Consider the following 13,495-nt stretch of genomic DNA (forward strand, 5'->3'; position numbering starts at 1 on the left):
AAGAAAATTCCCACAAGCCATTTAAAAAATAAATGCCTTCCGCTAATATATAAATAAACCCCTTTGTCATAAAAACAAGGGACGCTAGCTGATGGATTGCGCCGAGAAGGATCTTATGCTCAATAGTAATTTGCTTAGAAAGCTGGACATGCAGGACCTGATGGTGTTTGTCGCGGTGTACGAGCAAAGCAGCGTCACCGAGGTGTCCGAGACCCTCTGTGTGAGCCAGTCAACCGTGAGCTACTGCCTGAAGAAGCTGCGCACAAGTTTCGAAGATGAGTTATTCATCAATACCCGTAGTGGCATGCGGCCCACGAACAAAGCCACGGCCATGTACAGCCATGTACTCAACATCCTCAAGACCATAAATATATGCCACTCCGGCATTCAAACATTCGACCCCACGCAGAAAGAAATAACATTCAATATTTGCGCCCCGGAGTATTTCGAACTTCTTATACTTCCCCAGCTAGTGAAACGATTCATTGGCAGCCGTTTCCCCGTCATCATTAACATCACGAAATTTCACAAAGATATTCCGGTTGACGAATTGATGGAGGGTCGATTCGACCTGGTTGTTTGTTTTGGCCCCAACTTTCATCGCGGCGCGAAGGGGTTGCGCTCGCAAGTATTACTGGAAGATGAACTGGTCTGCGTGGTCGATAAAGACTTTTCACTGCCCAGGGAGGAATTTGATCTGGAGGCGTTCGTCGCCTGCCAGCATGTTTTTCCGACGCCCTGGACCTCCGACACCAACATGGTGGACGGCTGGCTCGCCCGGCAAGGCTACAACCGACAGATTGTCGCTCGGGCCAACAGCTACGTGGCAGCACTGAATATGATTCCGGGAACAGACTTCATCCTGACGTTGCCTCGGCGTATCCAGGCGTTGACCTGCGATGAAGGCAAATACAGCCATCGCAGGCCACCAGTGGGCTTACCGAACTTTACGCTGGATATGATGTGGAGCGAGAAACCCGGCCAGGACAACGCCAACATCTGGTTTCGCGAACAGATCGTGAAGGTATGCGCCGAGGACGGCTTGCTTTAACAACCCAGGGAACCACTCGAATCGTCGGGTGGTTCCGGTTTTCAAGCGGCGAGTTTTCTACAGGCAAAAAAAAATCCGGAAATCCTCACTTTCGTGGGCCTTCCAGACTTTTAAAACTGCTAAAAATGGTGGGTCGTGTGGGATTCGAACCTACGACCAATTGGTTAAAAGCCAACTGCTCTACCAACTGAGCTAACGACCCGCTGTGTGGTGGCGCGTATAATACTGATTTCTAAGGACTATTCAACACCTAATTTGAAATAAATCAAAAATAAGGGGTTGGATCGCTCACACCCGCCGCCGCGAAGCCTTCGGCACGCAGGCGACAGCTGTCGCATTTGCCGCAGGCACGCCCCTGATCGTCAGCCTGATAGCAGGAAACGGTGAGCCCGTAGTCCACGCCAAGCTTCACCCCCGCCCGAACGATGTCGGCCTTGCTGAGATTCTGCAGTGGTGCCTGAATACGGAAGCCCTGCCCTTCTACACCGGCCTTGGTCGCCAGGTTGGCCATACGCTCGAACGCTTCGACGAACTCCGGACGGCAGTCCGGGTAGCCGGAATAATCCACGGCGTTGACGCCGATGAAGATATCACGGGCACCCAGCACCTCCGCCCAGCCCAGGGCCAGGGACAGGAACACCGTGTTGCGTGCCGGCACGTAGGTCACCGGGATGCCTTCGCTGGGAGTTTCAGGCACATCGATGGAGCTGTCGGTCAAGGCCGAGCCGCCGATGCCATTGAGGTTCAGGCCTATCACCTTGTGTTCGACGACGCCCAGGTCCCGGGCCACCCGCTCGGCGGCGTGCAGTTCGGCGCGGTGGCGCTGGCCGTAATCGAAACTCATGGTGTAGCAGCGGTAGCCCTCGGCACGCGCCATGGCCACGACCGTCGCGGAGTCGAGGCCGCCGGACAACAGGATGACGGCACGTTTTTCTGCAATGTTCGAGTGTTCAGTCATATCAGCGCCCCGGCTCGTCGTTCCAAAGATATTTATGCAGCTGCAATTGCAGGCGCACCGGCAAATTGTCCGCCACCACCCAGTCCGCCAGCTCCCGGGCGTTCAAGTCATGATGACTTGGCGAAAACAACACTTCGCCAGCCCGCTGGTCGAGCCCGTATTGAATCAGCTTGGACACGGCCCAGTCATAATCTTCCCGCGAGCAGATAACGAACTTGACCTGATCGTTGGGCGTCAACAGTTCGATGTTCTCATAGCGATTGCGATGGGCTTCCTTGGACCCTGGGGTCTTCAGATCGACGACGCGGCTGACTCGCGGATCAACGGGGGCGATGTCCAAGGCGCCGCTGGTTTCCAGCGATACCTCGTAACCGGCATCGCACAACCGCTTGAGCAAGGGGATCGCGTTGGGTTGCGCCAGTGGTTCGCCGCCCGTAACGCAGACGTAGCGCGGGCGAAAACCGGCCACCTGCTCAAGGATGTCGTCGAGGCTGCGCAGGGTGCCGCCACTGAAGGCGTAGGCACTGTCGCAGTATTGGCAACGCAACGGGCAACCGGTGAGGCGCACAAATACTGTGGGCAGCCCGGCCGTTCGCGTTTCACCCTGCAACGAGTAAAAAACTTCGGTAATTCTCAATGTGTCTTGCATAGTCGCCACGGGCGTAACAGCTAAACAGGCTGTCCGCCTCCGTCAGGCACTTCCAGCAACCCCGCCAACGCGCAGATCCCAAGAAGCGTGTTTCATAAAAAGGGCGTGAATTCTAACGAAAAAACCCGCGACAAGCGCGGGTTTCTTCGAAACGGATCAAACAGCCTCACATACGCTGCAAGTCACGCTGAGCCAATTGGGCGGCGGAGGTACCCGGGTATTGGGCCACCACCTGCTCCAGAATGCCCTTGACCTTGTCGGTGTGGCCCAGGCGACGCTCCACGTCAGCGAGCTTGTAGAGCGAGTCCGGCACCTTGGCGTGCTTGGGATAGAGCTGCGAGACCTTGGCGAAGGCCTGACCGGCACCTTGCAGGTCGCCCTTGGCCAGGTTCACTTCACCCAGCCAATATTGGGCGTTGCCCGCATACTGGCTGTTAGGGTATTTGCGAAGGAAAGCGGCAAAGGCCAGGCTGGCCTTGTCAAAATCCTTGGCTTTGATCAGATCGAAGGCCGCATCGTAATAGAGCTTTTCCTTCGCCGGATCAGCCGGCTCACCGCCGGCTGCAGGTGCCGGAGCAGTTGCTCCCGCGCCTGCGGCTGCGCCAGGGGCGTTCAAGTCGCCACCGGCTGGAGAATTCTCAGGAGTCGCGGCAGGTGCAACGCCGGTTCCTATGCGCCGATCAAGATCCTGGTATCGCTCCAGGCTTTCCTGCTTCATGCGCGAAATTTCATTTTGCAGAACTTCAATCGCGCCTTGCTGGCGTGAAATCTGGTCTTGCATTTGCTGCAGTTGGTTGAACAGCTGGCCCTGTGCCGAGACAGGGGCCGAAACCCCTCCCCCGGCATAGGCGCCGCTCGTACCGTAACCTGCAGGCGGATAATTGCTTGCGCTATTGTTATAGCCGGAATCATTATCGACCACGGGAACCGCAGCCCACACCGCAAGCGGCGCGAGGCTGAGAGCCAGAACAGTTACAGCACGGCGGCACGTTCGCATGACGAATTACTTACGCAGTTCGACGCGACGGTTTTGAGCCCAGGACTGCTCGTCGTTGCCGGTAGCAACTGGACGCTCTTCGCCGTAGGAAACCAGTTCCAGCTGAGCTGGGGAAACACCTTGCAGTACCAGGTAGCGTTGAACGGCTTTCGCACGACGCTCGCCCAGTGCCATGTTGTACTCACGAGTACCACGTTCGTCGGTGTTGCCTTCCAGAACAACGCGAGCACCGTTCGACTTCAGGTCTTTGGCGTGAACGTCCAGAGCGCGCATGGCTTCTGGCTTCAGGTCCGAGCTGTCGTATTCGAAGTAGAAGGTGGTGATTGCGCGCAGAGCAGCTTCTTCGCTCAGGGAGCCGTCAACTGCACCAGTGTTAGCGCCGTAACCAGCGTTTGGATCAACAGCGCCTTCACCGGCGTTGTCGCCGCCTTTGGACGAGCAACCTACAGCTACAGCCATGGCCAGAGCCAGCGCAGCAAATTTACCAAACTTCAGCATTTCCATCGTGAAACTCCTAATGAACCCCAGTGTGTTAAGTAAAACGTATTGCGCCGCGTCAGTTCAGGTAAGGGGACCAGGACGGTTCTCTGACTTCGCCTTGTGCGGTAGGAAGCGGGAGCCTCACGCGTCCATTAATGGACACGAGCATCAAGACTCCCCGGCCCTGCTGGCGGGTGGCGTAGATTACCATGGTGCCGTTGGGCGCAACAGTAGGTGACTCGTCCAGAGTGCTATCAGTGAGGATCTTTACACTACCGCGCTGCAGATCCTGAGCCGCCACCTTGAAATTGGTAAAGCCATCCTGGCGATGGATCATCACCAGGGTCTTTTCGTCCGCCGACAGTTTAGGGTTGGCGTTGTAGTTACCGACGAACGTCACGCGTTCGGCACCACCACCACTGGCGCTGGTCTTGTAGATCTGCGGCTTGCCGCCACGGTCGGAGGTGAAGTAGATGGTCGAGCCATCCTTGCCCCAGAACGGTTCGGTGTTGATGCCGGGACCGTTGGTCACGCGAGAAATCGCCCGCGAAGCCAGGTTCATCACATAGATGTCCGGGTTACCGTCCTTGGACAGCACAAATGCCAGGCGCGTACCATCCGGCGACCAGGCTGGCGCACCGTTCAGGCCTTCGAAGTTGGTGATTTGCTCACGGCGACCGGTGTCAATGTGTTGCATGAAAATACGCGGGCGCTTCTGTTCGAACGAAACATAGGCGATGCGCTTGCCATCGGGGGCGAAACGCGGCGACAGGATCGGCTCGCGCGATTGCAGCAGGGTCACTGCACGAGCGCCGTCATAGTCTGAACGCTGCAAGGTGTAACGAGTGTTTTTCTCAGAGAAGCGTTCGGCCGTCACATAGAGCATGCGGGTAGAGAACGCACCCTTGATGCCGGTGAGTTTCTCGAACGACTGATCGGAGATGTAGTGCGCCATGTCACGCAGTTGATCGACGCTGCCCGACACACTGCCGGTCAGCACTTGCTGCTCGGTGGCGACGTTGAACAGGGTGTACTGCACCTGCAGGCGACCACCGGCCGGCACAATGTTGCCGACCATGAGGTACTGGGCGCCCAGGGCTTTCCAGTCGCGATAGATGACTTCGCTGGCCTGGGTCGGCAGGCTGATCATGTTCTGCTTCGGAATCGGCGCGTAATAACCCGAGTTGCGCAGGTCATTACCGATGATTTCCGACATGTCGTCCGGCAGGACGCTGCCGCCCTGCCAGCCGAACGGTACGACGGCGATCGGGGTCGCCCGATCGCTGCCGCTGGTGACCAGAATGTTCTTTTCCTCTGCTACCGCTATCCCTGCCAGGCAGCAGATAACGACCAGCATTGATCGAAGAAGGTTTCTCACAAGGCTAGATCCTCAGGTGTGAATGTCATCTTGAATGAACGATAGGGAGCAAAATCGCTCGGTTTCATTCCTTGCATTTCCGTCAATCGCCCAATGTTCTTGACCGCTGCGACCGCCGAAGCGTCGAACGGGCCATCACCGCTGGACTTGGCCACGCTGACCGAGGTAACCGTACCGTCGGGCAACATGCCGATTTGCAATACTACAGTCATGCCTTTGCGTGCCGAAGGTGGACGAGCCCAGCCTTCTGCCGCTCGGGCGCGAATCAAATCATCGAAACTGCCGGCGACTTCATCGCCCTGCTCATCAGCCAATGCCTGCTGGCGCTGCGGCGTGTCGGAAAGCAAATCTGCCAAGGCCTGGGCCTTTTTCTCTTCGGCGGATTTACGCGCTGCGTCCTGAGCCTTTTTCTTGGCGGCGTCGGCGGCGGCTTTCTTCTTCGCGTCTTCGGCGATTTTCTTTTTCGCCTCGTCAGCTTCAGCTTTCTTCTTGGCGTCTTCGGCCGCTTTTTTCTTCGCGTCCTCGACAATCTTTTTCTTCGCTTCTTCAGCGGCCGCTTTCTTGGCCTCTTCTTCAGCGGCTTTCTTGGCTTCTTCTTCGGATTTTTTCTTGGCTATATCAGCCAGTTTCTTTTCTTCGGCCTTTTTGGCCTCGGCGGTTTTCTTCGCCTCGTCGGCCTTCTTGGCTTCGTCAGCCTTCCTGGCTTCTTCGGCCTTTTGAGCCGCTTGCTCTTTCTTTTGTTCCGCAGCTTTTATCTCTTCCTGCTCGACCTTCTTTTGCTCCATCTGCTCGACTTCGGTCTGGCGCGCGGCGGATTTCTTCGCCTCACCGGCAAGCTTCTGGTTGGTCTGCGTGGTGGCCTGGCTCTTGGACTTGAGCTGATACAGGGTCGCCTGCACGATCGGCTTGGCCGGCGGCAGCTCCGGCGTCATGGCAAAACTGACGAACAGCATGCCAAACACCAGCACATGCAGGCCAATTGCCCAGACACTAGGCCAGAAGTAGCTTTCCGAGGCGGACGGCTCTCGCTGTTGCTGCATCAGGGCGCCTCAGTGATTAAGCCAACATTACCGACCCCGGCTTTCTGCAGGCCGCCCATGGCGCCCATCACCGCACCGTAGTCGACGGTCTTGTCGCCGCGAATGAAGACCTGGGTGCGTTTGCCGTTGCTGTTGCCGGCGTTGATGATCTTGGTCACCGCATCGGTCATCTGCGGCAAGGTCATGGCCCGGTCCTGCTGCTTCTCGGTGTCGACTTCGCTGCCAAGGTTCCAGTAGTAGGTCTTGTCAGCCTTGATCGAAATGGTCAGGACCTGGGTGTCGTTGTCCTGCGGCAAGGCTTCACTGGAAACCTTGGGCAGATCAACCTTCACGCCCTGATTGAGCATCGGCGCGGTCACCATGAAGATGACCAGCAGCACCAACATCACGTCGATGTAGGGCACCACGTTCATCTCGGCAACCGGCTTGCGCTTTTTTCGGGCTCGAGCGATTAAAGCCATTGGGAAATACCTGCTTATTCTTCGCTGGTGTGCACTTTGCGGTGCAGGATCGCCTGGAATTCATCGGCGAAGGTGTAGTAACGGCTGGTCAGCGTTTCGCTGCGGGCAGCAAAGCGGTTGTAGGCGATAACAGCCGGGATGGCCGCGAACAGACCGATGGCGGTGGCAATCAGTGCCTCGGCAATACCCGGGGCCACGGTGGCCAGGGTCGCTTGCTGGGCAGTGGCCAGGCCACGGAAGGAGTTCATGATCCCCCACACGGTACCGAACAGGCCGATGTACGGGCTGACCGAACCAACGGTGGCCAGGAACGGCAGGCCTTGCTCGAGTTTTTCTTCCTCGCGGGAGATGGCGACGCGCATGGCACGGGCCACCCCTTCCATCACCGCCTCAGGATCCACGCCTGGTTGCTGGCGCAGACGGGAGAATTCCTTGAAGCCGGCACGGAAGATCTGCTCGACCCCCGAGTCCGGGTCCGGGTTGCTGCCGGCCTGGCGGTAGAGTTTGGACAGGTCGATACCGGACCAGAAGCGCTCCTCGAAGCTCTCCAGGGCTCGACGACCGGCGCGCAGCATGTTGCTGCGCTGAAAGATCATGATCCATGAGGTCACCGATGCGGCTACCAGGATCAGCATTACCAACTGCACCACAACGCTGGCATTGCTGACCAGGCTCCACATGGAGGAATGGTCGACGACGTTAGCTTCCACGCTTTATCTCCTGCTCTGAGTATGTACCGGCGCCGCTCACGCCGGCAAAGGCCGCACGTAGAGCTTCGGGAATGGCCCGGGGTTTCAAACTATGGGTGCGCACACAGGCCACCAGAAACTGCCCTTCACAGAGCAGCGCATTATCCGTAGCCCGCCTGACCTGCTGCTTGAAGCGCAGGCTGACACGGTTCAATTCGATGACATCGGCACTTACCAGAAGCTCGTCGTCCAGTCGCGCCGGCGCGTGGTAGCGCGCTTCGCTGGAATGCACGACGAATAACAGGTCCTCTCCCACCAGCGCGGATTGGGCAAAACCCAGTTCCCGCAGCCGTTCGGTTCGAGCCCGTTCCATAAACTTGAGGTAATTGACGTAGTAAACGATGCCGCCGGCATCGGTGTCCTCGTAATAAACGCGACAGCGATGTGCGAACGACTCCAGCCCGTTTTGCGCGCGCATACTCTAGTGCTTACTCCTCAGGTTGCCAATCGGCCAGGCAACTGTTTTTTCATTCTCGAAATGCAATGACGCTCCGGGTGTCGTCTGGGACAGCACGAACCTGAAAAAAGTCGCTGCACAGAGGTCGTTCAATCGTCCACGGCATCGAGGAATTCGTCTACCACCGGCATCTCACCCATTCGTGTCGGGATGTTTAAGCCGAAATGCAGATAGGCGTGACGCGTCACCACACGCCCGCGAGGGGTGCGCATGATGTAGCCCTGCTGGATCAGGTACGGTTCCAGCACATCTTCGATGGTATGGCGCTCTTCGCTGATGGCCGCCGCCAGGCTGTCCACGCCCACCGGACCGCCGTCGAACTTCTCGATCATGGTCAGCAGCAGGCGCCGGTCCTGGTGGTCGAAACCACGCTCGTCGATGTCCAGCAGGTTCAACGCCAGGTCGGCAATCGGTTTGGTGATGTGGCCCTTGGCGCGGACTTCGGCAAAATCCCGGACCCGACGCAACAGCCGGTTGGCGATCCGCGGCGTACCCCGCGCCCGTCGGGCGATCTCATAAGCGCCATCCGGATCCAGCGGCAACCCGAGAATGCCGGCCGAGCGGCCGACGATCGTCGCCAGATCGGCGTTGTTGTAGAACTCCAGGCGCTGGACGATACCGAAACGGTCCCGCAGCGGGTTGGTCAACATGCCGGCGCGGGTCGTGGCGCCCACCAGGGTGAACGGCGGCAGATCGAGCTTGATGGAACGCGCCGCCGGCCCCTCGCCAATCATGATATCGAGCTGGAAATCCTCCATCGCCGGGTACAGCACTTCCTCGACGATCGGCGACAGCCGGTGGATTTCGTCGATGAACAGCACATCATGGGGCTCAAGATTGGTCAGCAGCGCCGCCAGGTCACCCGGACGCTCGAGGACCGGCCCGGACGTGCTCTTGATCGACACGCCCATCTCCTGGGCGATGATGTTGGCCAGGGTGGTCTTGCCCAACCCGGGTGGGCCGAAGATCAAGGTATGGTCCAGGGACTCGTTGCGCCCACGGGCCGCCTGGATAAACAGTTCCATTTGCTCGCGAACCGCCGGCTGACCGATGTAATCGGCCAGACTGACGGGACGAATCGCACGGTCTTGTACTTCTTCACGGTCACGGGGGGCACCCGTGGCGGCGATCAGACGATCGGCTTCAATCACTTAAATCATTCCCTTCAGGGCACGACGAATCATGTCTTCGGTGCTCAAGCCTTTTTCCTTGATAGCGGAAATCGCCTTGCTGGCCTCCTGCGGCTTGTAGCCCAGGGAGATCAGTGCGGTGACCGCATCGTTTTCCGCGCTGGCCGCGGGCGCTGGCGCGTCCGGCTGGTTAGGCACCAGCGCGAACATGGCCGGCACCGCTTCCCAGGCCTTGAAACGGTCCTTGAGCTCAACCAGCAGGCGCTCGGCGGTTTTCTTGCCGACACCTGGCACCTTGGTCAGGGCCGAAGTGTCCTGGGACTGCACGCAGCGCACCAGTTCGTCGACTTCCAGGCTCGACATCAAGGCCAGGGCCAGTTTCGGACCGACGCCGTTGAGACGAATCAGCTCGCGGAAGAAATCCCGCTCGCGCTTGCCGACGAAGCCATAGAGTAACTGGGCATCCTCGCGCACGACCAAATGGGTGTGCAGCGTCAGCGGTTCACCGACCGACGGCAAGCGATACAAGGTGGTCATGGGCACTTCCAGCTCATAACCCAGGCCATTTACATCCAGAATCAGGTGCGGCGGCTGTTTTTCAGCCAGGGTGCCGCGCAAGCGTCCAATCACGTTTCAGATCCTTGGGCGTAGGCCAGCCGTGGGCTGGCGAGTAACGGCCGGAGCATGGAGGCCGACGACACAGGCGCAAAATGCTCGGGCTCACGAAAGATTGCGCTGATGCTATCAGAGACGCAGGCGCCCGCCACGACTGCGTGCGGCTCCCAGGCCATGCGGCAACAGGCTGGAACGGGTATGGGCATGGCAAATGGCGATGGCCAGGGCGTCGGAGGCATCGATCTGCGGCTTGCTGACCAGTTTCAGCAGATGCATCACCATCATTTGCACCTGTTCCTTGTTCGCCGCGCCCGTTCCAACGACTGCCTGCTTGACCTGGGTCGCGGTGTATTCGGCGATTTCCAGGTTTTCCTCGGCACCGGCCACAATGGCCGCCCCACGAGCCTGCCCCAGCTTCAGGGCAGAATCGGCGTTACGCGCCATGAAGACCTTTTCAATGCCCATGGTGACCGGGCCGTAGGTCTGGATGACTTCACGCACGCCGCGATAAACGATCTGCAAGCGCTCGTGCAACTCACCGGCACCGGTGCGGATACAGCCTGACGCGACGTACACGCAGCCGCGCCCGGTATCACGAACCACGCCGTAGCCGGTGATGCGCGAACCGGGGTCGATACCAAGGATTAAAGTCATAACGCCTGCGGTTTGAGGGGAGTTATTCAGACCTGTGGGAGCGAGCTTGCTCGCGATGGCGTCGGATCAGCAAGCACAGCGTTGACTGAAATACCGCTATCGCGAGCAAGCTCGCTCCCACATTTTGGTCATTCGCAATCGTCAATATTTGAACAAGCCTTCTCAGCCAAGCTGTTCAGCCACCGACTCCGGAATATCGGCATTGGAATAAACGTTCTGCACATCGTCCAGGTCTTCGAGCATGTCGATCATCTTGAGCACCTTTTCCGCACCTTCCAGGTCCAGTTCGGCGCTGGTGGTCGGTTGCATGACGATTTCCGCGTCGGCCGGCTTGAAACCGGCAGCCTCCAGGGCATTGCGCACGGCGTAGAAGCTGGCGAACGAGGTGAACACGTCGAACGAACCGTCCTCATGACTGACCACGTCATCGGCGTCGGCTTCCAGGGCCGCCTCCGTCAGGGCATCTTCATCGAGGCCCGGCGCGAAACTGATCTGCCCCTTGCGCTCGAACAGGTACGCCACCGAACCGTCGGTGCCCAGGTTACCCCCGCATTTGCTGAAGGCGTGACGCACGGCGGCGGCGGTGCGGTTGCGGTTGTCGGTCATGCACTCGACCATCACCGCTACGCCACCGGGGCCGTAACCCTCGTAGGTCAGCTCTTCCACATTATCGGCTTCGGTCGCACCCGCGCCGCGGGCGATAGCGCGGTCGATGATGTCGCGACTCATGTTCGCCCCCAGCGCCTTGTCCAGGGCCAGGCGCAAGCGCGGGTTGGAACCCGGATCACCGCCACCCTGGCGGGCAGCGACCGTCAGCTCACGGATCCACTTGGTGAATATCTTGCCCCTCTTGGCATCCTGACGTTCTTTGCGGTGCTTGATGTTCGCCCACTTGGAATGACCTGCCATAACTCGCTCCGGTTTCTCTTTGCAACATTGCCCGCCCTGCACTCGCACAGTAGCCGGCAACCAGAAATATCGACCCCAATGAAAAGGCGCATCCGAAGATGCGCCTTCAGGTGTCGGCCTTACTCAGCCTTTGGCTGTTCACGCAAACGGATGTGCAACTCGCGCAGTGCCTTGGCATCCACTACACCCGGAGCCTGGGTCATGACATCGGCCGCGCTCTGGGTTTTCGGGAACGCGATCACTTCACGGATCGACTGGGCGCCGGTCATCAGCATCACCAGGCGGTCCAGACCAAAGGCCAGGCCACCGTGGGGTGGTGCACCGTACTTCAGGGCATCGAGCAGGAAGCCGAATTTCTCTTCCTGTTCCGCTTCGCTGATGCCCAGCAGACGGAAGACCGCCTGTTGCATTTCCTTGCGATGGATACGGATCGAACCGCCACCCAGCTCGGTGCCGTTCAAGACCATGTCGTAAGCGCGTGACAGAGCGGTGGCCGGGTTGGCCTCCAACTCCTCAGGTGAGCACTTCGGCGCGGTGAACGGGTGGTGCAGCGCGGAGAAACTGCCGTCGTCGTTCTCTTCGAACATCGGGAAGTCGACAACCCACATCGGCGCCCACTCGCAGGTCAGCAGCTTGAGGTCGTGACCCAGCTTGATGCGCAGCGCGCCCAAGGCTTCGCTGACGATCTTGGCCTTGTCGGCGCCGAAGAACACGATGTCGCCATCAACCGCGCCGACGCGATCGAGGATCACGTTCAGGTTCGCTTCAGGGATGTTTTTCACGATCGGCGATTGCAGGCCGTCAACACCCGCCGCGCGCTCGTTGACCTTGATGTACGCCAAGCCCTTGGCACCGTAGATGCCGACGAACTTGGTGTAGTCGTCGATCTGCTTGCGCGGCATGCTTGCCCCGCCTGGCACACGCAAGGCCGCGATCCGGCATTTCGGGTCGTTGGCCGGGCCGCTGAACACCTTGAAATCGACTTCCTTGAGCTGATCGGCCACGTCCACCAGTTCCAGCGGGTTGCGCAGGTCCGGCTTGTCGGAACCGTAGCGGCGCATGGCCTCTTCGAAGGTCATGTGCGGGAACTCGCCGAATTCCAGACCCAGCACTTCCTTGAACAGGTTGCGGATCATGCCTTCGGTCAGGCCCATGATGTCTTTTTCGTCGAGGAAGCTGGTCTCGATGTCGATCTGAGTGAACTCAGGCTGACGGTCGGCACGCAGGTCTTCGTCGCGGAAACACTTGGCGATCTGGTAGTAGCGGTCGAAGCCGGCCACCATCAGCAGTTGCTTGAACAGCTGCGGCGATTGCGGCAAGGCAAAGAAGCTGCCGGGGTGGGTGCGGCTCGGCACCAGGTAGTCGCGAGCACCTTCCGGCGTGGCGCGGGTCAGGATCGGCGTCTCGACGTCGAGGAAGCCGTTCTCGTCCAGGTAACGACGGATGCTGGTGGTCATGCGCGAACGCAGACGCAGCTTCTCGGCCATTTCCGGGCGACGCAGGTCAATGAAGCGATAGCGCAGGCGGGTTTCTTCACCCACGTCGGAGTATTCGTTGAGCGGGAACGGCGGGGTTTCCGCTTCGTTGAGCACTTCCAGCTCATAGCCCAGCACTTCGATCATGCCCGAGGCCATGTTGGCGTTGCCGGCACCGGCCGGACGCAGGCGTACCTTGCCGGTGATCTTGACCACGTATTCGCTGCGCACGCGGTCGGCGGTGGCGAAGGTTTCAGCGCGGTCCGGATCGAACACTACCTGAGCCAGGCCTTCACGATCACGGATATCGAGGAAAATCACCCCGCCATGGTCACGGCGACGATGGACCCATCCGCAAAGAGTAACTTCCTGACCTTCCAGGCTTTCGTTCAGTTGGCCGCAATAATGGCTGCGCATCATGGTAGTGGTTTCACTTCTCGTAATTCGAAATTCGGTTGGAGGCCCTGCCCGTGCAAGAGCTCGCGCGTGTTC

General features: G+C 59.1%; 15 protein-coding genes and 1 tRNA gene. 1 reads left to right on the plus strand and 15 read right to left on the minus strand.

What is annotated here, in order from left to right:
* The first annotated feature begins 115 nt into the window (after window positions 1-115).
* Window positions 116-1,051, plus strand: a complete 936-nt coding sequence (locus tag QOM08_RS22185; RefSeq protein WP_047227126.1) for a LysR family transcriptional regulator — start codon at window positions 116-118, stop codon at window positions 1,049-1,051.
* A gap of 126 nt (window positions 1,052-1,177) precedes the next feature.
* Here QOM08_RS22185 and QOM08_RS22190 read toward each other — a convergent pair.
* The 15 genes from QOM08_RS22190 to aspS form a co-directional block, all read right to left on the minus strand.
* A tRNA-Lys gene (locus QOM08_RS22190) sits at window positions 1,178-1,253 on the minus strand.
* Window positions 1,254-1,316: 63 nt separating this feature from the next.
* Window positions 1,317-1,991, minus strand: coding sequence for a 7-cyano-7-deazaguanine synthase QueC (gene queC / locus QOM08_RS22195; protein WP_171061329.1), 675 nt, complete (start codon window positions 1,989-1,991; stop codon window positions 1,317-1,319).
* Between the two features lie 19 nt (window positions 1,992-2,010).
* Entirely contained in the window at window positions 2,011-2,658 is a 648-nt protein-coding gene (gene queE, locus QOM08_RS22200; protein WP_047227061.1) for a 7-carboxy-7-deazaguanine synthase QueE, read from the minus strand.
* A 166-nt stretch (window positions 2,659-2,824) separates the two neighbouring features.
* The gene (gene ybgF / locus QOM08_RS22205; RefSeq protein ID WP_316912136.1) at window positions 2,825-3,655 is read right to left on the minus strand and encodes a tol-pal system protein YbgF; all 831 of its coding nucleotides are present in this window, start codon (window positions 3,653-3,655) and stop codon (window positions 2,825-2,827) included.
* 6 nt (window positions 3,656-3,661) lie between these two features.
* Window positions 3,662-4,159, minus strand: a complete 498-nt coding sequence (gene pal, locus QOM08_RS22210; protein WP_003205029.1) for a peptidoglycan-associated lipoprotein Pal — start codon at window positions 4,157-4,159, stop codon at window positions 3,662-3,664.
* Window positions 4,160-4,211: 52 nt separating this feature from the next.
* Window positions 4,212-5,513 carry a Tol-Pal system beta propeller repeat protein TolB gene (tolB, locus tag QOM08_RS22215; RefSeq protein WP_076383695.1) on the minus strand — a complete coding sequence of 434 codons (1,302 nt, stop codon included), beginning with the start codon at window positions 5,511-5,513 and terminating at the stop codon, window positions 4,212-4,214.
* Window positions 5,510-6,553, minus strand: a complete 1,044-nt coding sequence (gene tolA / locus QOM08_RS22220; protein WP_076383694.1) for a cell envelope integrity protein TolA — start codon at window positions 6,551-6,553, stop codon at window positions 5,510-5,512. Before tolA ends, tolB begins: the two co-directional genes overlap by 4 nt.
* On the minus strand, window positions 6,553-7,005 hold the full coding sequence (tolR, locus tag QOM08_RS22225; RefSeq protein WP_160893274.1) for a protein TolR: 453 nt from the start codon (window positions 7,003-7,005) through the stop codon (window positions 6,553-6,555). Before tolR ends, tolA begins: the two co-directional genes overlap by 1 nt.
* 23 nt (window positions 7,006-7,028) lie before the next feature.
* A complete protein-coding gene (tolQ, locus tag QOM08_RS22230; protein ID WP_047227067.1) occupies window positions 7,029-7,724 on the minus strand; it encodes a protein TolQ in 696 nt (231 codons plus the stop codon).
* Entirely contained in the window at window positions 7,714-8,181 is a 468-nt protein-coding gene (gene ybgC, locus QOM08_RS22235) for a tol-pal system-associated acyl-CoA thioesterase (RefSeq protein ID WP_047227068.1), read from the minus strand. The genes tolQ and ybgC overlap by 11 nt, the downstream gene beginning before the upstream one ends.
* A gap of 128 nt (window positions 8,182-8,309) precedes the next feature.
* On the minus strand, window positions 8,310-9,371 hold the full coding sequence (gene ruvB / locus QOM08_RS22240) for a Holliday junction branch migration DNA helicase RuvB (protein ID WP_092393303.1): 1,062 nt from the start codon (window positions 9,369-9,371) through the stop codon (window positions 8,310-8,312).
* Complete coding sequence (gene ruvA, locus QOM08_RS22245) at window positions 9,372-9,980, minus strand: Holliday junction branch migration protein RuvA (protein ID WP_047227070.1); 609 nt, start codon at window positions 9,978-9,980, stop codon at window positions 9,372-9,374. It abuts the gene before it with no gap.
* A 114-nt stretch (window positions 9,981-10,094) separates the two neighbouring features.
* Window positions 10,095-10,619, minus strand: a complete 525-nt coding sequence (ruvC, locus tag QOM08_RS22250) for a crossover junction endodeoxyribonuclease RuvC (RefSeq protein WP_030140802.1) — start codon at window positions 10,617-10,619, stop codon at window positions 10,095-10,097.
* Window positions 10,620-10,781: 162 nt separating this feature from the next.
* On the minus strand, window positions 10,782-11,528 hold the full coding sequence (locus QOM08_RS22255; protein WP_188252013.1) for a YebC/PmpR family DNA-binding transcriptional regulator: 747 nt from the start codon (window positions 11,526-11,528) through the stop codon (window positions 10,782-10,784).
* 119 nt (window positions 11,529-11,647) lie between these two features.
* Entirely contained in the window at window positions 11,648-13,423 is a 1,776-nt protein-coding gene (gene aspS, locus QOM08_RS22260) for an aspartate--tRNA ligase (protein WP_047227071.1), read from the minus strand.
* Between the last annotated feature and the right edge of the window lie 72 nt (window positions 13,424-13,495).

The sequence above is a fragment of the Pseudomonas sp. P105 genome, from assembly GCF_032614175.1.
GTDB lineage: Bacteria > Pseudomonadota > Gammaproteobacteria > Pseudomonadales > Pseudomonadaceae > Aquipseudomonas > Aquipseudomonas rhizophila.